Source organism: Pedobacter antarcticus (assembly GCF_900112985.1).
Classification (GTDB): domain Bacteria; phylum Bacteroidota; class Bacteroidia; order Sphingobacteriales; family Sphingobacteriaceae; genus Pedobacter; species Pedobacter antarcticus.
In genome coordinates this window covers 161,178-180,345 of the sequence record NZ_FONS01000006.1, presented here as the reverse complement: position 1 = coordinate 180,345, position 19,168 = coordinate 161,178, and the positions used below count along the sequence as shown (strand labels likewise).

Below are 19,168 nucleotides of genomic sequence, written 5' to 3'. Positions count from 1 at the left end.
TATTTTACTTGATTAATACCCAGGGTTTTGTGCTAAGTTATTGTTCCCTGAAATAGCTTCCGTAGGGACAGGAAAGCGATTTAAATGAGCTGAACCCGAAGGCTGATGATCCCACCAGGCACCCGTTGTAAACATTTTCCAGCGGATCAGATCGGTTCTTCTTCTTCCTTCTGCCAAAAATTCAATACTCCATTCATCTAAAAAGCGTTGAGCATCCAAATTTGCAGCGGTGGCTGGATTGGGATCTTCTTGATTTGCAAAGTTCCTTTTCCTCACCATATTAATAAGTTCTGCGGCGCCGTTTTTGTCGCCTGTGCGCCATTTGCATTCTGCCAGCATATAATAAATTTCTGTTAAACGTATTATAGGATTATCTGCCCCCCAGCGCAATGTGTTTTCAGAAAGTGGCGGTATCGGAACCTTCACTGGCCTTACACCAGTGTTTTCCTCGCCATCTGACATACGGGAAGGCAGATCAGCTACAGTAGCATATTTTTTCCCCGGGCCCACCTCAGAAAACCGGGCAACCTGATCCCTAAATACAAGTGGCTGGTCTTTATATTCCTCGCCTCCCTTAATTACTTCTCCAGAAGGGCTGAGGTGCGCACCTGTAATAAACATACCCTCATAGCGACCGTTTCCCAGAAAGCGGTAAGGTTTTTTTCTTAAATCGCCGTCATCAAAAGTTTCGAAAGGAGATCCTAAGCTGAAAACGTTTTTGTAAAGGCTGCCATCAGGTTTTCTAGAAGGCGTAAGGTGAGTACCGTTATCAGCCCCCATATCTGTATTAAAGTACTGCCTTGAGTTATAATGATAAAATCTACTGTAAAACCAATTGTATTGCAGACGATTAAACTGAGAAGGACTGGACCATATAACTTCAGGGGACCTGTCATTGGTGAAACTATGAGGGCCGCTCCAGTTGTCATCCAATGCGTAAAAACCATATTCATTATTGATTATAGCCTTTGAAACCTCCAGACACTCCTGATACATTGGTTTGCCGATATATGCTTCAGCATTAAAATATAACTGTGCTAACATCGATGCTGCCGCTGCCTGTTTTAACACTCCCTCTTCCGTTTCGCCACCGTTCTTCTTCTTTAATTTGGTCATGGCCTCTTTGAGGATGCTTTCAATATGCTTAAAGACTTCCTCATCTGTATTTCTGGGCAGTGATTCCTGATCTAGAGAATTAAAGATGGGCATTCCTCCAAAATAATCCAGGCCGCGCAGATAAAAATAGGCCATTAGTGTGTTAAGCTGATTAATATGAGCATCCTTATCTGCCGGGGTAAGGGCAAATCGGGAATAATCTAACTTTTCCAGATCACTTCTGGTATCTAAAGCGAGCGCAACACCCATTAATGTACCTCGCCAGGTCCCCCAAATCCAACCCTCATCAGGTGTCCACTTGTGGTAATGAAATCTCTCATTTTCACCCCCGTTATACCAGTGACGTCCTTTTGTTGTGATTGCAAAATTATCTGCAGTATATTCCTGCAAACTCCAACGGTCCTCTCCTAAATACCAGTTGGCATGGGTGAATGGTCGGTTTAAAGCTGCTAAGATGTCTTTTTCACTCTGAAAGAAGTTTTCAGGTGTCACCTGGCTATAAAATTCAGGTTCTAGTTTTGTACAGCTTCCTGCTAAAATGCCGGTAAGTGCTAATGTCCATATAAAAGTTTTTTTCATAATTTCTGATACTAAAGGTCTTAGGGATTAAAAATTGGCTTGTAAACCAAACATGAATGTTCTGGTTTTAGGGTAAGCATTACGCTCTTCAAACCCAGGATCCAGGCCGTTTATATTCACTTGCGGATCTAGTCCACTGTAATTTGTGAATACAAACAGGTCGCGCCCGGTCGCATATAATCTTAGATTTTTTAAAGGTTTGATCACAGATTTACTAAAGGTGTATCCGAGGCTGACAGCATCAATTTTCAGAAAATCACCCTTTTCCAGCCAGTAGTCGCTTAATTCCTTTTCACCTTTAATATCTTTATGCGCCGTATAAGCTTCTTTTAATACGTTTTGACCTTTTACATTAGGTAAGCTGTAATACATATTAATCATATTGAAGACATCGTAATTTAACCAGCTTCTCATATAAACTCCCGCATCCCAATTCTTATAGGATATACTATGGTTCCATGATAACTGCAGTTTGGGTATACCGTTACCAATGAATCGTTTGTCTGCTATAGTTTTATTCCGCTTCGATACATCAAAGGCCTCGTTATTGCGGTCATTCAGCATCCATTGTCCCTCGGGTGTAAATCCGGCGAACTGCCAGATGAAAAACTGACCCAGATCCTGGCCAGGGTATAAACGAACAGCATTGCCGGGAGAACCTGGAGCTGGGAATCCTTTTCTGTCTGCGAAAGTCTGATTTCCCCATAGGGAATTTAAACGGCTCTTGTTGTGAGCGGCAACCAGTGTAGTTGTATAGTTCCAGTCGGTAGTTTTAACAGCGTTATAATTTAGTTCAAATTCAAAACCCTCATTCTGCATACTACCGATATTAATAGTGGTTTTGTCATGAATCGCAGGAGGTTGAGAGACACTTATATCATAAATCAAATCGTCGATAACACGTTTGTAATAATCAAATCGACCGGATAGCTTTCTGTTAAATAAAGAGAAATCCATACCAATATTATATTCTTTTTTCACTTCCCAGCGAATGTTTTTATTCTGATTATGCATAACGCCATATGTCCGTATCCAGGTTCCATTTGCCAGATACCACGTATCTGCACTGTACATCCTTGTCGCTACATTAGCATTAAAGCCCTCATTTCCGGTTTCGCCATATCCAGCACGGATTTTGAGATCATCAAACACATTCAGTTTTTTGATAAAAGATTCTTCAGACAGACGCCAGCCTAAAGACAGGCCAGGAAAGGTGCCCCATTTATTTCCTGGCGCAAATTTGGAGGATCCCTCGCGCCTCATGGTTGCTGTAACGATATAGCGATCTTTGAAAGAATAATTGACACGACCGAAGAATGCTGCGAGTTTGATCCATGGATTTTTGTAAGATCCCATTCCTGCGCGGCCGTCAACTAGAAAAGTGCCCGTTCCCAAATCATTTTCCCGGATGCCGTCAACAGGAAAATTTGAATTATTTGCATTGAAGCCCTGACCATTGAAGTCCTGATAACTATAACCTGCAACCGCATTAATACTATGATTGTCAAACTTTTTGTTATAATTCATCGTGGACTCAAATATCCTGTCATCCCAGCGTTGAAATTCCTGTTTCCCGTAACCATCAATTCCATTCAATCTTGATTCACGGTGCTGTGCTGAGCGATAAAAAGTGTCATGCTGATTATTACTTTTGATACCTACTGTCGCAGTGGCAAACAGATCTTTGGTCAGATTGACTTTTAAAGTCGAATTAGCTAAAAGATACTTGTACTGTTTATGATCAGAGCGAAGGGCTACCTCTGCAACTGGATTCCAATAATCATAACCGCCAACGAGCACATTGTATCCGGTAATATCATTGGAGTTATAGGGCGTTTCGGTGGGATTTAGAACCAAAGCCATATTGAAGATATCATTATTGGTAAAGTCTGCATCTACCTGCGTATAGCTGATGTTTGTTGCCAGTTCTGCAATTCCATTGAAAAATTTGAAGTTGCTATTAATCCTTCCACCAATTTCTTCCCGTTTGGAACCGATTGCAATACCCTTCGCATTTCGCTTGAATACCGTCGCATACAAATTGGCATTTTCTGTTCCGCCACTCATACTCAAGACATAACGCTGGCTGATTGGATTTTTGTTGGTTACCTCTTTATACCAGTCTGTGCGATGTCCCAGGTCATCACCTAGACCATTGGCTACAAATTCGTCACCGGATAGCATTTCAGGACGTCTTCTGACAGTCTCTGTAAACAATTCACTAGTAAAAGTTACATTCGTTTCACCGGCCTGAGGTTTTTTAGTGGTAATTAATATTACTCCGCCCGAAGCTCTTGTTCCGTAAATAGCTGCTGCAGACGCATCTCTCAAAATATTTATGGATTCGATGTCTTCTTTTACGACCGAGTTGATGTCTCCGCCAGGAACACCGTCAATTACCACAAGTGGGCCTTGAGAAGCATTTACTGAATTTACCCCCCTTAACTGGAGTGATAAACCAGCATTCGGATCTGTACCATTGGTAGATTCGATATTTAACCCAGGCACTTTTCCCTGTATCGCGAGCAGTGGAGATACAGCACCGGAAATCAAATCCTTTTGTCTGAGTGTGGATACTGCACTGGTTAGTTCTTTACGGTCCAGTGAGCCATATCCCACGACGACTACTTCGTCCAGCCTGGCCATATCTTCTACCAGGCTGATCTGAATTTCCTTCTTTCCCAGGACTGATACTTCCTGGCTCACGAAGCCGGTGTAGGAAATAATTAACACCGCATCATTGCTTATATCTTTCAACTGGAATTCCCCGTCACTATTGGTTATGACGGCCTTATTGTCACCTTTTACACGGATAGTTGCACCCGGCAGTGGTCCACCTTTTTTGTCTGTCACTTTTCCCTTCAAATCTATAGCGAACACTGCAGGCGACACTTTACGCTGAATTTTTTCAGTTACAATCAACGTTTTACCCTTTATAGAATAACTAAGTTGTTGCTGATCAAAAATTTGGATTAAGGCTTTGTCCAGATCCTCATTCCTGAGATTTACGTTGACTGGTTTTGCATTACGGATTATTTCATTGGAATAGATGAAATAGAATCCGGTCTGTCTGCGAAGTTCTTTTAAAATGTCCTTTAGTTCATAATGATTACCGGAGATGGTTACTTTTTGAGCGAAAGTCGTTGCACCGGTCTGAAAAGAAAAAGCAAAAATAAAAATGCCTGTGTATCTGGCCTTCAAAAAGACCTTTTTTACTAATGCACCGGGGTGCCTCCAGGATTTGAAATCCGTAAGTTTGTTCATAAGCTGTTGGTTATATTTGGTTGATTATTAAGTTTTACTTCCAGGTGGAAATACAGATTCAAAGGACCGTTTGATCCAATTGCGTGCAATCATGTTATCAGTCTGTTCTCTGTCATTTATCTTTTAACTATTATTCGGTTTCCTTCGATTTTAAATTTTACGCCACCTGCCAATTCCAGTACTTCTAAAACTTTTGACAGGTTGTTATTTCGGGAGATTACCCCCGTAAACGTTACGGTTGGTTTTTCACCCTGATAAATCACAACCGCATCATACCATCTGGATAATTGCTTCATGACGTCGTCGATATCAGAGTTGTCAAATGTGAAAATACCTTCTCTCCAGGAGGTGATTTTTCCAGTATCTACGTGCGATAGAATGTAAATTTCAGATGAATTGAGCTTGGTCTGTGCCTGTTGTCCGGGATGAAGGATTTTTGATTTGGTTGAAAAACCCACTTTTACGGCGCCCTTAAGCAAGGTGGTTTCCTGATTGTCGTCATTTTCATACGCCATCATATTAAAATGTGTTCCAAGTACTTCCACCGTCTGTCCTGTAGTTTGAACAATGAAAGGTTGCGCCGGATTATGTGCGACTTCGAAATAGGCTTCTCCTGTTAATTTAACAGTACGTGTTCCAGCAGATTTAAAAGTTGCCGGATAGGCCAGTTTACTGTCAGAGTTTAACCACACAAGCGTACCGTCTGCAAGCTTAATCTGATATTGTCCTCCCTTTGGCGTTTCTAGTGTGTGAAATACAGTAAATCCGGGTTCGGAACCTGGAGAGTGCTGGTAAATAAGCTGCCCGCTGGTAGTTTTGCTTATTTCTGCATCACCCGTCAATAGCTTCAGCTGATCATTTTTCTGATCATCGAGGGAAAGACGCCGGCCGTCGGGAAGTGTTAAAGTAGCTTTGTTCTGGCCGGGTTTGAGGTCGGCAGTAATTTGGTTGCGTAAGGTAGGTTTATCTGACTGTACAGGAGATAAAGACAAGTAAAGCCAAGTTCCTAACGCTATCAATAAAGAAGCTGCAATACCGGTTCTTAACCACCTGTTAGCCTGCCACCAGGATACTGGTACATTTTGATGATTTCTGTAAATTTGTTTTTTGATTTTGGCGAGGACTTCTTCAGAAGCCGATTCCAATTTTCTGTCATCGCCGGATGGCTCCCTGCGGTTAAGTTCCAAAATGATAAGCTGCCGCAGATGCTCTTCATTATCGCTATGGAAATTATCCAGAAGTTCCTTTGCTTCTTCTACAGAACACTTGTTCTGTAAATATCTGCTGAATATGTCTTTAATTCTTTGATTTTCCAATTGACACTTTTATCCTTATACGGACGAAAAGCATAATACATATGCTACAATTTTCTTTTTTTTAGTATTCGGGAATTATTGACTGATATAGCTGCTTATGAGTAGAATCATAAAGATGTCACTAGTCATCAGATGTTTTTTTACCGCACGCCCTGCTTTTACCATGTGGTCATTTACTGTACCAGTGGAGATTCCCAGTAATTCGGCAACTTCTTCATAACTTTTGCCTTCCATTTTACAGAGGGTGAATATTTTTTTTCGCTGGGGGGGTAATGCGTCAATAGCTAGTTTCAGGTTACCGCTAATCTCTTTGAAATTGATGAAGTCTTCTATATGGTTATATAATTCAGTAGATGCATTAATCAGGTGGGTTCTTAATTTAAGGTCAGATGCAGATCTTCTGAAAACGTCAGTAATCTGATTTTCAGTTATTCTGAATAAGTAAGCTTTGAAGCTTTTTTCAGGATCTATCTGCTCTCTTTTCTCCCATATTTTAAGAAAAATATCCTGTAAAACTTCCTTTGCCATTTCTTCATCCTTTAAAAGGCGAATCAATTTTTTTAAAATTCTAATACTATATAGCGAATATATTTTCTCATATGCGGGTACATTACTTTCCCTAATCAACTGCACAAGTTCCTTCTCCTGAAGTGTTTCCATTCAATTTTATTCTTACTAATTGCAAGATGTAATTTACAATAAATTAAGTAATTCTTATTATTTGCTCGTTGTATGCATCCTGTAAACGTTAGTAATCGTGGCTGCAGCTAACCTTCCCCTTATTCGGGGTAGATTTCTGAGAAGGTAACTTTCAAGGTTGTGGTCTGTGTGCCTGACTTCCATTGAATAGTTTGTGGAAATAAAGACCGGTTGTAAGAATAAGTGATATCATAGGGGTCTTTATTTTCTTTACCTCCCCAATTGGCCGAATTACTGAAGAAAAACGGATGCAAACCTTCCAGCCCGAATATCCATGCGTTTTTTACTTCTTTAAATAGTGGATTTCCTTCCAGATCATTAAAATACAACACAGTGTTCCCGGGATAACTGCTAATCTGAAAACTGCCGTCCTCCGCGTATTTAAAAGTCATCCTGGACAAGAGTTTTTTTGCAGCGTCGACTTGCGTCACCTCTGTTAAACGCTGTTGCGAATCATAGTCTAACTGGGTATTTGCCTTAAATATTCTTGCATTTTTCTGAACAGTATAATGTTCCATAGTTTGAGGGGATCCAGTTGTATTGAGTACAAATATTGCCTGTTCTTTAAGTACGCCATCCCTGAAATGAGAAATTTCCTTTGCGAGTAGTTTCGAATTATAACTAATTGCGGTGCTATCCCCAGCGTAACTTACAGCGCGGAGATGACGGGCGGTTGTATAGTAAAGTTTCATCGTGTAATTTTTTTCGGAAATAAGCAGCGGTATTAAACTTCTGATCTGATCTTCAGGATCTGGATTCCCCTTGCCGGGTATTTCTCTGTTTATTTCTGCTAATTCTGTTTTTTTTGAGCAGGAAATAAGCGGCAGAAGTAGAGTTAGTGCGATAGAAATTAAATTTTTTGTCAGGCTGGTCATATTTTCAGTTAAAAGGTGAATTAATACCTGTGAATGTAATTCTGTTAGTTGACAGTTAGTTAACCGATCTTTGCGTCGGGCGTACGTCACAAACGAATAAAACTTCTTTCTACCGAAATAATTACAAAAACAATTTGAAAGGATAATTATTTAAATGGTATTTTAATACAAATTTTATTGACCCTTTCTATTAAATATTTAACAAACAAATGGAAATTATTCATTTAAGTGCAGAATGCTATCCAGTAGCAAAAGTCGGGGGTCTGGGAGATGTAGTCGGCGCTTTACCCAAGTACCAGAATAAGCTCGGGCATTTTGCAAAAGTAGTGATGCCTGCCTATGCAGTTCCTTTTTTACAGCAAAATGAGTTTGAAGTTGTCTATGATTCCTGGGGAAGATTAGGAAATGATAATTTCCCCGTCCGGATCTTTCGCGAAAAGACCAATAAAATGGGCTTCGATCTATTTCTGGTCCATATTGCTGGTTTAACCGACCGCGAAAAGGTTTATGGTTATGCCGATGATACAGAACGTTTTCTCGCATTTCAGATTGCTGTGCTGGACTGGATCTCCCAATGGGAGCATCGGCCCGACGTAATCCATTGTCATGACCATCATACCGGACTTGTTCCGTTTATGATGGGTAACTGTCATGCATATACCAGGCTAAAAGACATTCCTTCCATTCTGACGATTCACAATGCTCAGTATCAAGGCCAGTTCGGTTGGGACAAATTATTTAAGATTCCGGCATTTGATCTCAGAAAATCAGGTTTATTGGAATGGGATAAAGATATTAATCCGCTGGCAGCAGCTATTAAATGTGCCTGGAAGGTGACCACAGTTTCAGAAAGTTATCTGGAAGAATTGAGCCAGGAAGCTAATGGATTGCAGAGCCTGCTTGCTGCAGAGCGTTGGAAGTCTTCGGGTATCCTTAATGGAATTGATACGGTGGTGTGGGATCCTAATACTGATCCGATGCTAAATAAAAATTTCCAGTTAAAAACTGCAGAAAAAGGCAAGAAGGCAAACAAAGAAGCATTATGCGCTGTTTTCAACCTGAATCCGGATAAACCCCTGTTTACGTTTATTGGAAGGCTTGTCGCCGAAAAAGGTGCAGACCTTTTACCCGATATTTTTCACAATACGCTGGCGCACAGTCAGGGAAACGTTAACATATTGGTGCTGGGCTCGGGAGATCCTGTGGTTGAATCAAGACTCTCAGAACTTAAGAATTGGTTTCCAGGTTCTTATAATGTTTATGTAGGGTATAACGAGCAGTTATCGCATCAGATTTATGCTGGAGCAGATTTCTTGCTGATGCCATCGCGGGTAGAGCCCTGCGGATTGAACCAGTTATATGCATTACGCTACGGAACTATCCCTGTAGTAAGAAGAATTGGAGGCTTGAAAGATACCGTAACTGATATTGGCGACGGAGGTTTTGGAATCTGTCATGATCAAACCAGTATTGCCGATGTCGGACATGCCATAGGCCGGGCCTATGAACTTTATCAGAATAAAAAACAAAAGAAAGCTATAATTCATTATAGTATGCAGTTGGACCATTCCTGGGATCGGGCAGCCCAACGCTATATAGATCTGTACCAAATGTAATTTAATACCATATGACTGAAAAAGTTTTAGGAGTAATCCTTGGCGGTGGCCAGGGCTCCAGATTATCGCCGCTAACACAAACCCGATCTAAACCGGCAGTCCCGATAGGAGGAAAATACCGCCTGGTGGATATTCCGATTTCCAATTGCCTGAACTCTGGTATACACCGGATGTTTGTGCTAACGCAGTTTAATTCTGCTTCACTGAATAAACATATTAAGAATACCTATCATTTCAGTCATTTCAGCAGTGCTTTTGTAGATATCCTGGCTGCAGAACAGACGCCTGATAACCCAACCTGGTTTCAAGGAACTGCAGATGCCGTAAGACAAACTATGCACCATCTTTTGCAGCACCAGTTTGAGTATGTACTTATTTTGTCGGGCGATCAGCTTTATCAGATGGATTTCAATGATATGCTGCAGGCGCATGAGAACAGTGGGGCAGAAGTTACTCTGGCCACAATTCCAAGTACAGCAAAGGATGCAACAAGCTTTGGGATTCTAAAAGCAAATGAAGAAAACATTATTACTTCGTTTATCGAGAAACCTTCAGCAGATCTTTTAAAAGACTGGGCTTCAGATACGGGTCCGGAAATGCAGGCCGAAGGCAGGAATTACCTGGCCTCAATGGGTATTTATATTTTTAACCGGGATTTGCTGGTCCGTATATTCGCGGAGAATCCTGACGATAAAGATTTTGGAAAAGAAATTATCCCAAGAGTATTAAAAGAGCAGAAAGTACTCAGTTTTCAATATGAAGGTTACTGGACCGACATCGGTAATATTTCTTCATTTTTTGAGGCTAATCTCGGGCTGACGGATGATATCCCGAAATTCAATTTGTTTGACAGTGCACAGAGCATATTTACCAGGCCACGTATGCTGCCTCCTTCTAAAATACTTGGCAGTAACCTGGAAAAGGCAGTTATTGCGGAAGGTTGTATCTTAAATGCCGACTGTATCAAGCACTCGGTTATTGGCATCCGTTCAAGGATCGGTAATGGAACGATTATCGAAAACACCTACATCATGGGCTGCGACCGTTATCAGACGCTGCTGGAAATAGCTGCAGATAAAGAAGCGGGAAGGGCATGGCTTGGAATTGGCGACCGCTGTAAAATCAAGAATGCAATTATAGATAAAAATTGCAGAATCGGCAGTGACGTTGAAATCAATGGTGGAGATCATCTTGCTGACGGAGACTTTGAACTTTATGCAGTTAAAGACGGAATTGTGGTCATTAAGAAGGATTCGGTAGTGCCCGACGGCACTATCATCGGATAATATAATAACACACTTTAAAACATAAAAGCGGCCCTTAAACAAGGGCCTCTTTTATTATCTCTCTGCGTTAAATTACGATATGTGTACCTTCTGCAGTAGGATGTCCGGTACAGATTAATACACGGCCTTTTGCAATTTCATCATCAGTTAAGATCTCGTTGTATTCCATTCTTACCCCGCCTGCGGTACAGGTTGCAACACAGGAGCTGCATATACCGGCACGGCAACTGTATGGAACTTGTATATCTTGTTCCAGCGCGACTTGCAGGATCCTTTTATCAAATGGAACTTTGAGCTGGTAAGTCTGGTTATTAAAATCAAGTATAACGGTGTAAGTATTTTTGTCTTTGACAACCTTTTCTGAGCTGTCGTCCTCATCCACTTCGTCATCCGGAATGAAATATGTCTCCTTTCTAATCTGCTCCAGGCGGAAGCCAAGTGCCAGTAAAGAAATCCGGCATAACACCATATAATCAATAGGACCACAGGTATAACATAAAGCATCGGTCAGCTCATATTTAAGATTGTCGCGGATAAGCTCTTCAAATGCGAAAGTATTTAATCTTGCATACCGGAGATCTTTGGTACTGCTGAAGCGGTAAATTAACCTGAATCTTTCCGGATACAATCGTTGCCACTCATTAAGTTCATCATAAAACAAAGTAGAGTCAGCATCCCGGCTACTGTAGATCAGCACAATTCTGGACCGGTTTTCTACAGTAAGTGCCGTTTTAATAATAGAAAAAACAGGTGTGATCCCTACACCAGCTGCAAATAGAAAAACTGTCCGGTCTGCTTCAGCGTCTGTCTCATAAGTAAAAATACCATTAGGGGGAAGCACGTTTAAGACGTCACCAACAGCGGTCCGGTGATGCAGGAATTTGGATATTTCTCCATTCTCAACCAGCTTGACAGCGATGCTTAAAGGCTCGTCCAGCGCCGGTGAACTGCAGATACTGTAAGACCTTCTGATCTCCTTTTCATTAATCCTGAAAATAACGGTGAGAAACTGCCCCGGCAAATATAACAGACGACGGGCCTGAGGATAGTCAAATTGGATAAAGATATTGTCTCCCGGACGTTTTTCAATTCTGGTGATAGTTAAGGGCACAGTATTCATTCCGCTAATTTACGGATTTCCATTCAATCGCATTAAAAACCAGTGTAAAGCTAGTTTGTTGAAACGGAATTGAACTGACCTCCAGTGTTCCAGAGTGCATTTTCATGATATTTCTCGTGATCGTTAAGCCAATCCCGGAACCCTGGTTACGGGTACTGAAAAATGGAACGAAAATTTTATCCATATGTTCTGCAGTGATCCCTTTTCCGTTATCAGTCACCGTGATATATACTTTCCTGCCTTCCAGCTTATAATCGATCAGAATATGAGGGTCCTTAATCCCTTCCAGTGCATGAATACTATTGGTGACCAGGTTAATTAAAGCCTGTTCTACCAATTTCAGGTCTGCTGAGAATGTAATCTTGGCAGAAGTTTGTTCAATCTGTAAACGAATTTGTTTTCCGGCCGCGAATGGATGCATTAATACTTTAATATGCTGCAGTGTTTCACCCACAGCAAGTGGTTTTAGATCAGGAGCAGGAAGTTCTGCGATTAAACGGTAGTCTTTAACAAAATCAAGCAGGCCTTCCGAACGTCTCCTAATCGTTTGAATAGCAGGCCTGATATCTTCAAGATCTTCTGCGTTCAGACTTTGTTTGTCAGCGATTAGAGAGTTGACAGTGTCAGAAAGAGATGAGATTGGTGTTATTGAGTTCAAAATTTCGTGTGAGATTACACCTACCAGGCGGTTCCATGCCTCAGATTCCTTACTCTCAATTTCATCTTTGATATTCTGAAAATAAATAATGCTGTAATTATGCTGATAAAGCTGCAGCGGAACAACTTCCAGAGAGAGCTGTACCTTTTTATCAGCTACAGTTAAAGCAACAAACCTTTTTCCACCTTGCCGGACTGCCTCTACTTCTGCTGCAAACTCAGGATTTCTTTCCGCCAGCCGGTGCCAATAGGTATAAGACGGAGTCTGCAATAGATCGGCAGCTGCGGTATTGAGTAAACTGATTTCAACAGGTTTTTCATCTTGCTGATTTTCCTTTAATACAATAATACCTGCAGGAATCTGCTGCAGGATTGTCTGGGTCAACTGGAAGAAAGCGTCCTGCTCCAGCTGGATGTTCTTCTGGGATCGAAGGATTTCCTCAAACGTAACATACAATTCCGGGAAACTGCTTCTTGCCGCTTTTTTACTAAATGCCAAAGTATGATCCCTGGTATTCACGGCAGTGCGGAACCTTTTAATATCCTGATTGAGCTGGTTCATGTATCCATACAGCGTATAAACCATCAGCGTAGTAAATATCGCAAGACCGGTTATCGTAAACCAGAACCGGGTTGTAATAACCAGATAGATCAGAAGGATCACACAAAGGTTTATGAGCAGCAGGCCGGCGATGACTCGAAAAGTAAATCTTTGATAAAACATAATTATAGTCCGAATTTCTCAATCCTCCGGTATAATGCAGCCCGGGTTAGCCCCAGCTCAGCAGCAGCCCGCGAGATATTTCCTTTGTGGTGCTCAATAGCTTTGCTGACCATTGCTTTTTCCATGTCTTCCAGATCCATACCTTTTCCTGCCGGTACCGAACTTCCAAAGCGCTGCGGGTTTAATTGCAGATCTTCTTCAGTAATCTGATCGCCGTCGGTCATGATTACTGCTCTTTCCAGTACATGCTGTAGCTCACGGACATTACCCGGCCAGTGGTAGGCCAGTAATGCTTTTGCAGCCGTATCGCTGATCTGGGTAATCTGCTTGTGATATTTTGTAGAAAAAGAAGCCAGAAAATGTGTGGCCAGTAAGATAATATCGTCTGAACGCTGATTTAGCGGCGGTAACATCAATTCGACAGTGTTAATTCTGAAAAGTAAATCCTGCCGGAAAGTACCTTTAGCTACCATATCATCCAGCGGCATATTTGTCGCTGTAATCAGGCGTATATTTACATTCCGGGGTTTACTTTCACCTAATCTGGTTACTGTTCTGTTTTGAAGAACCGAGAGTAATTTAGCCTGCAGCGGTAAACTCAGATTACCGATTTCATCGAGGAATAAAGTGCCGTTCTCGGCAAGTTCAAAGCGTCCCGGCCGGTCTTCCCGCGCGTCAGTAAAGGCGCCCTTGGCATAACCAAATAACTCGCTTTCGAAGAGATTCCCATGGAGAGAGCCCAGATCTACATGCATAAATATCTGGTTTTTGCGTAAAGATTGCTGGTGCAGTTCATAGGCGAAAACCTGTTTTCCCGTACCATTTTCTCCGAGAATCAATACATTGGCATCAGTAGGTGCCACTTTAATGAGTGTGTTTTGCAACTGGCGGATTGCGGGAGAATTACCCAGGATATGTTCGAACTTTCTTGCCTGATCCTTTTGCAGCGAACCGTTTATTTTTTCCAGCTTTTTAACCTTTCTGGAAGATTGTCTTAGCTTGAAGGCCGCAGAAAGCGTTGCATAAAGTTTTTCATTTTCCCAGGGTTTCAGAATAAAGTCGGTTGCACCTTTTTTGATAGCCTGGACGGCAAGCTCTACATGCCCATAAGCAGTCATCAGAATAACTACATAGTCTTTATCGATAGATAAAATGTGCTCCAGCCAATATAAACCCTCCCTGCCGTCGCTGGCACCTTTTTGATAGTTCATATCGAGCAGAACCATATCAATGTCATGATGGCTCAGCAGCACATTGATTTCTTTTGGAGTTTTGCAGGTCGTAACCTGGCTGAAATGCTGCTTTAATAAAAGCCTTGCGCTTAATAGAATGTCGTCATCATCATCAATGACCAGAATATGTGCCGGGATCATATGGATTCGTTTTTTGATCAAAATTAGCAGAATTGTCCGCTGCTGTACAAAGACTGTCCGATAACGAACATTAAAAAATGCTATCTTTTGATAAGATGCTGAAATACAGCTGTTTATTTTGTTGATTTCGCTTTGGCATATCCTGTGCTTTGCAGCAAGCGTAAGCGCACACCAATCAAAGCTTGCCTTGTATAGAATAAGAACTCATGGATAGAATTGTTGCTAAAAAAAGATGGACCAAGAAAACGATAGGAATGCTTGCCGGTGCCGTACTGTTTGGTGTATTACTAATTTACGTATACCGGATGTCGCTTACCAAAGTCTATGCTGCAGATGCAGACAAGCTGATTATCAGTAAGGTCCAGTTCGGCAATTTCGAAGATATTGTTTTACTCAATGCAAGTGTAGTTCCTTTAACCTCTGTAATTGTCAGTTCACCAGAAGGAGGGACGGTAGCAGAGATTTTCACGGAAAATGGTGCCTCAGTTATTAAAGGCACACCATTGCTGCGGATTGCTAATCCGAACGCATTGTCCGGATACACTTCAAGCGAGACTAGTATAACCGAGCAGATTAATCAGCTTAGAAAAGTACGGCTGGATTTAGAACAGAATCAACGCGTGATGACACAGGAAATGATGGTTATTGAAAACAACCTTCGTACTGCTTCCCGGAAATATAGAATAGACAGTACATTACTGGCCAAAAAGGTTATTACCAAAGAAGAGTTTAATGATTCCAAACAAGATTATGATTATAATTTAGGCCGCAGAAAGATCATGGAAGTGGCTGTCAAACAGGAGAATCAAAGTCGTGTGATGCAGCTCCAGCAAATAGATATATCGGTTAAGCGAATGAATGAGAGTTTAGAAACCATTCGTCAGAATATAGAAAATATGACCATTAAAGCACCGGTTTCTGGTATGCTGTCCTCTTATGATCCCGTTATTGGTAAGTCTTATAGCGTCAATGAAATGCTCGGTAAAATAGATGTACTTCAAGGCTATAAATTACAAGCCGGCGTAGACGAGTATTATATTAACAGGGTCAAAGAAGGCCAAAGCGCAAATTGTGAATTTAATGGAAAAAACTACCGTTTAAAGGTGAGTAAGGTTATTCCTGAAGTCACTGCCGGACAATTTCAGGTCGAACTGGTATTTGAAGGAAAGTCGCCGGAAGAATTGCGCAGAGGGTTATCTTTACAAGTAAAACTAACTTTATCTGCGAATAGCAAATCCTTGTTGGTACCGCAAGGACAGTTTTTCCAAAGTACAGGCGGCAGCTGGGTATTTGTGATTATTGATGGAAAGGCGCAAAAAAGAAATATCAAAACAGGACGCAAAAATTACCAGTACTATGAAGTTCTGGAAGGATTGCAAAAAGGAGAAGAAGTAATTACTTCAACCTATGAACAGTTTAAAGATTACGAAGTAGTAGAAATCAAGAAATAAAAAATAGCATACAGATATGATCAAATTAACTAATCTGCAGAAAGTGTATCAGACTGAAGAAGTAGAAACGACGGCATTAAACGGAATTAACCTGCATGTCAGCACGGGCGAGTTTGTGTCTATCATGGGGCCGTCAGGCTGCGGTAAATCTACCTTGCTGAATGTCATGGGGCTGCTGGATAAACCAGAGAGTGGTAGTTATTTATTCATGGAGACTGAATTACTGACTTTGAATGAAAAAGCGAGATCCGTATTTCGCAAGCAGCATATGGGGTTTGTCTTCCAGAACTTTAATCTGATTGACGAGCTGACTGTCGCAGAGAATATAGAGTTACCACTAATTTACAATAAAGTCCCTGCCGGTACGAGAAAAAAACTGGTGGATGAAATGCTGCAGCGCATGAACATTGTAAATCGGGGCGGACATTTTCCGCAGCAACTGAGTGGTGGGCAGCAGCAAAGGGTAGCTGTGGGCCGGGCTCTGATTACTAAACCAAAATTAGTTCTTGCCGATGAGCCAACAGGTAATCTTGATAGTACGCATGGAAATGAAGTGATGGAACTTTTATGCGAATTAAATGATCAGGGGACAACGATCGTAATGGTTACGCACTCTTCACATGACGCCAGTTTCTCTAACAGGATCATTAATCTGAAAGATGGGCATGTGATCTCCGAAAAAATCAATAAAGCACAGAACGAACAGCTTATTTAAATGACATGTTCAGATTAAATCTCAAAATATCCCTGCGGAATCTTTGGAAAAACAAAGGATATACATTTATCAACATTGGAGGACTTGGACTTGGGCTGGCAAGTTGTATTATCCTGCTTTTATATGTGTCCTATGAGTGGGGTTATGATAAACAAGCGCCGGATTTTGAGAAGACCTATCTGGTTTATAATCATCAGCAGACCAGTGCAGGAATATTCAGCCACCCGACTACACCAGGCGCATTTGCAGCAGAAGTAAAGCAGAATATACCTGGAGTGTACCGGGCTGCAAGATTCGGTTATCCAAAGGATGGGCTAATTACAGAAGGGCAGAGTAGTTTTAGAAAGACCGGGGTTTACGTGGATCCTGACTTCCTGAAAATTCAAGGTTATCATTTTATTTCTGGTAGTGCTTCTTCAGCATTGGCTCAGGTTAATGCAGTTATATTAACCCGGTCTTTAGCGAAAAGTATTTTTGCTGAAGAAGATCCGATTGGAAAAACAGTTACACTGGATAAGAAAGATGCTTTAATGGTCACTGGAGTAATAGAGGATCTTCAGAAAAATACGTCAATCACATTCGATTATCTTTTACCATGGAGCTTGCTGGAAAAACAAGATCCTTTCTTTAAGAACCAAAGCTGGAATAACAATTTTTGCATGACACTCGTGCAGTTGGAAAGTACAGATTTATTTACAAAAGCAGATGCACAGGTAAGGCAGCTTTACAATAAACATGAGTCCGATAAAGTTTCAGAATTTACCCTGTATCCAATCGCAAAATGGCACCTGTACAATAATTTTGAAAACGGGAAACAAGTCGGTGGAAAGATTACTCAGGTTAAGATATTTCTTTTGCTTGCATTTTGCATTTTACTGATCGCTTGTGTCAACTTTATGAACCTCTCAACAGCCAGGTCTGAGAAACGAGGAAAAGAAGTCGGGATCAGGAAGACAATCGGGGCATCAAAAAAAGCCCTGATCAGTCAGTTTTTGCTCGAATCATTATTGATGTCTGTTTGCGGAATGCTGTTGGCAATTGTGTGCATAGAATTATCACTGCCTTATTTTAACCGGTTGCTGGGTACCGGACTGGAGGTTAATTACAATGACTTGCGGTATTGGGTTTTGCTTATTGGCTTAACTCTATTCACCGGTATTGTTTCGGGCAGTTACCCGGCATTTTATCTGTCTTCTTTTGAACCGGTGATTGTATTGAAAGGAATTGGCAAAAGTAGTAAATCTGCTATCTCTGTCCGGCAGATTCTAGTTGTCTCGCAGTTTGTGTTTGCGGTGTGCCTGATGATCTGCAGTATTGTGATTTATCAGCAGTTGAACTTTATAAAGAATAAACCGGTTGGTTATCAGAAAGACCAGCTGGTAGAAATACAGGTTCAGGGAAATATGCTTAAAAATGCCGGACGATTAATGCTTACTAAAGATAAGCTGTTGCAGTCCGGTGCGGCAAAACAAGTGAGTTTTTTCTCCATGAGTATTACTGATGGTGGAAATAACACATTCGATGTCAGATGGCCGGGTAAAAGTGCGAATGATAGAACTCTTTTTGACTTCAGAAGTACAGGCTATGACCTGGTGGCTACCCTTGGAGCTGAAATGATAGATGGAAGAGAATTTTCTCCAAAGCACGCGGATTCTACCAACATCATCATTAACAGTGCAGCAGCAAAGGCGATGGGCCTTAAAAAACCGGTAGGATCTATTATCAACTGGGGTGGGACTAACCTTGAAATTATAGGTTTGGTTAAAGACATTGTTATACAGTCACCCTATAAGAAAGTAGACCCCATGATTATATATTATAATCTGGAGGAAGTCAATTATATTCTTGTTCGTCTGGATTCGAAAATACCAGTAAATGCTGCCCTGCAAAAGATTAATGCGGTGATGGAAAGCATCGAACCTGGTTTTCCACCGGTTGTGAAATTTGCCGATGATAATTTTGAAGCGAAATTTCAGAATGAGAAAGTACTTGGCACCATTGCTAACTGGTTTGGCGGTTTTTCCATTTTCATTTCTTGCCTTGGTTTATTCGGACTGGCATTATATATGGCAGAACATAGAAAAAAGGAAGTCGGTATCCGCAAGGTGCTGGGTGCAAATCCCATACAGATATTAACACTGCTCAATAAAGATTTTATGCGCTTGGTTGGAATCGCCAATCTCATTGCCTTTCCGCTAGCCTATCTGATTATCCAGCATTGGCTTGAAGGTTACAGTTACCGGATTGAATTAACTTTAATTCCCTTTTTTATTGCTTTGGTGCTATCTGTATGCATTGCGCTGCTAACAATTAGTATGCAGTCTATTAAAGCTGTCCGCGCTAATACCGTCGACGCACTTAAATACGAATAGAAAAA

Annotated in this window: 13 protein-coding genes; 5 read left to right on the top strand and 8 right to left on the bottom strand. The window is 41.2% G+C overall.

Annotated elements, in window-relative coordinates; genetic code table 11:
• Window positions 1-12: 12 nt before the first annotated feature.
• From BM192_RS13845 to BM192_RS13825, 5 genes are all read right to left on the bottom strand, one after another.
• Window positions 13-1,695, bottom strand: a complete 1,683-nt coding sequence (locus tag BM192_RS13845; RefSeq protein WP_074590012.1) for a RagB/SusD family nutrient uptake outer membrane protein — start codon at window positions 1,693-1,695, stop codon at window positions 13-15.
• 27 nt (window positions 1,696-1,722) lie between these two features.
• Complete coding sequence (locus BM192_RS13840) at window positions 1,723-4,959, bottom strand: SusC/RagA family TonB-linked outer membrane protein (RefSeq protein ID WP_081857485.1); 3,237 nt, start codon at window positions 4,957-4,959, stop codon at window positions 1,723-1,725.
• Window positions 4,960-5,075: 116 nt separating this feature from the next.
• Window positions 5,076-6,275, bottom strand: coding sequence for a FecR family protein (locus BM192_RS13835; protein WP_051759747.1), 1,200 nt, complete (start codon window positions 6,273-6,275; stop codon window positions 5,076-5,078).
• A gap of 75 nt (window positions 6,276-6,350) precedes the next feature.
• Entirely contained in the window at window positions 6,351-6,935 is a 585-nt protein-coding gene (locus tag BM192_RS13830) for an RNA polymerase sigma factor (RefSeq protein WP_051759746.1), read from the bottom strand.
• Window positions 6,936-7,054: 119 nt separating this feature from the next.
• Window positions 7,055-7,849 (bottom strand): hypothetical protein, encoded by a 795-nt coding sequence (locus BM192_RS13825; RefSeq protein ID WP_037439440.1) that lies wholly within the window; start codon window positions 7,847-7,849, stop codon window positions 7,055-7,057.
• A gap of 209 nt (window positions 7,850-8,058) precedes the next feature.
• Between BM192_RS13825 and BM192_RS13820 the strand changes: the two genes are divergently transcribed.
• Entirely contained in the window at window positions 8,059-9,465 is a 1,407-nt protein-coding gene (locus tag BM192_RS13820) for a glycogen synthase (RefSeq protein WP_037439438.1), read from the top strand.
• A gap of 11 nt (window positions 9,466-9,476) precedes the next feature.
• Complete coding sequence (locus BM192_RS13815) at window positions 9,477-10,751, top strand: glucose-1-phosphate adenylyltransferase (protein ID WP_037439436.1); 1,275 nt, start codon at window positions 9,477-9,479, stop codon at window positions 10,749-10,751.
• 67 nt (window positions 10,752-10,818) lie between these two features.
• Here the strand turns inward: BM192_RS13815 and BM192_RS13810 are convergent, their stop codons facing one another.
• From BM192_RS13810 to BM192_RS13800, 3 genes are read right to left on the bottom strand one after another with little or no spacing between them, the layout of a single operon-like run.
• Window positions 10,819-11,871, bottom strand: coding sequence for a ferredoxin--NADP reductase (locus BM192_RS13810; protein WP_037439434.1), 1,053 nt, complete (start codon window positions 11,869-11,871; stop codon window positions 10,819-10,821).
• 4 nt (window positions 11,872-11,875) lie between these two features.
• Window positions 11,876-13,252, bottom strand: a complete 1,377-nt coding sequence (locus BM192_RS13805) for a sensor histidine kinase (protein ID WP_037439432.1) — start codon at window positions 13,250-13,252, stop codon at window positions 11,876-11,878.
• Between the two features lie 2 nt (window positions 13,253-13,254).
• The gene (locus BM192_RS13800) at window positions 13,255-14,625 is read right to left on the bottom strand and encodes a sigma-54-dependent transcriptional regulator (RefSeq protein WP_074590019.1); all 1,371 of its coding nucleotides are present in this window, start codon (window positions 14,623-14,625) and stop codon (window positions 13,255-13,257) included.
• A 206-nt stretch (window positions 14,626-14,831) separates the two neighbouring features.
• Here BM192_RS13800 and BM192_RS13795 point away from each other — a divergent pair, with 206 nt between their 5' ends.
• The 3 genes from BM192_RS13795 to BM192_RS13785 are packed head-to-tail and all read left to right on the top strand — an operon-like array spanning window position 14,832 to window position 19,163.
• Window positions 14,832-16,076, top strand: a complete 1,245-nt coding sequence (locus tag BM192_RS13795; protein WP_037439430.1) for an efflux RND transporter periplasmic adaptor subunit — start codon at window positions 14,832-14,834, stop codon at window positions 16,074-16,076.
• A gap of 16 nt (window positions 16,077-16,092) precedes the next feature.
• A complete protein-coding gene (locus BM192_RS13790) occupies window positions 16,093-16,791 on the top strand; it encodes an ABC transporter ATP-binding protein (protein ID WP_037439429.1) in 699 nt (232 codons plus the stop codon).
• A gap of 5 nt (window positions 16,792-16,796) precedes the next feature.
• Window positions 16,797-19,163 (top strand): ABC transporter permease, encoded by a 2,367-nt coding sequence (locus BM192_RS13785; RefSeq protein ID WP_037439427.1) that lies wholly within the window; start codon window positions 16,797-16,799, stop codon window positions 19,161-19,163.
• The last annotated feature ends 5 nt before the right edge of the window (window positions 19,164-19,168 follow it).

Excerpts from the sequence above, each read along its gene's own strand:
- BM192_RS13845 (WP_074590012.1), bottom strand. The coding sequence starts at position 1,695 with ATGAAAAAAACTTTTATATGGACATTAGCACTTACCGGCATTTTAGCA.
- BM192_RS13840 (WP_081857485.1), bottom strand. The coding sequence starts at position 4,959 with ATGAACAAACTTACGGATTTCAAATCCTGGAGGCACCCCGGTGCATTA.
- BM192_RS13830 (WP_051759746.1), bottom strand. The coding sequence starts at position 6,935 with ATGGAAACACTTCAGGAGAAGGAACTTGTGCAGTTGATTAGGGAAAGT.
- BM192_RS13825 (WP_037439440.1), bottom strand. The coding sequence starts at position 7,849 with ATGACCAGCCTGACAAAAAATTTAATTTCTATCGCACTAACTCTACTT.
- BM192_RS13820 (WP_037439438.1), top strand. The coding sequence starts at position 8,059 with ATGGAAATTATTCATTTAAGTGCAGAATGCTATCCAGTAGCAAAAGTC.
- BM192_RS13815 (WP_037439436.1), top strand. The coding sequence starts at position 9,477 with ATGACTGAAAAAGTTTTAGGAGTAATCCTTGGCGGTGGCCAGGGCTCC.
- BM192_RS13810 (WP_037439434.1), bottom strand. The coding sequence starts at position 11,871 with ATGAATACTGTGCCCTTAACTATCACCAGAATTGAAAAACGTCCGGGA.
- BM192_RS13805 (WP_037439432.1), bottom strand. The coding sequence starts at position 13,252 with ATGTTTTATCAAAGATTTACTTTTCGAGTCATCGCCGGCCTGCTGCTC.
- BM192_RS13800 (WP_074590019.1), bottom strand. The coding sequence starts at position 14,625 with ATGATCCCGGCACATATTCTGGTCATTGATGATGATGACGACATTCTA.
- BM192_RS13795 (WP_037439430.1), top strand. The coding sequence starts at position 14,832 with ATGGATAGAATTGTTGCTAAAAAAAGATGGACCAAGAAAACGATAGGA.
- BM192_RS13790 (WP_037439429.1), top strand. The coding sequence starts at position 16,093 with ATGATCAAATTAACTAATCTGCAGAAAGTGTATCAGACTGAAGAAGTA.
- BM192_RS13785 (WP_037439427.1), top strand. The coding sequence starts at position 16,797 with ATGTTCAGATTAAATCTCAAAATATCCCTGCGGAATCTTTGGAAAAAC.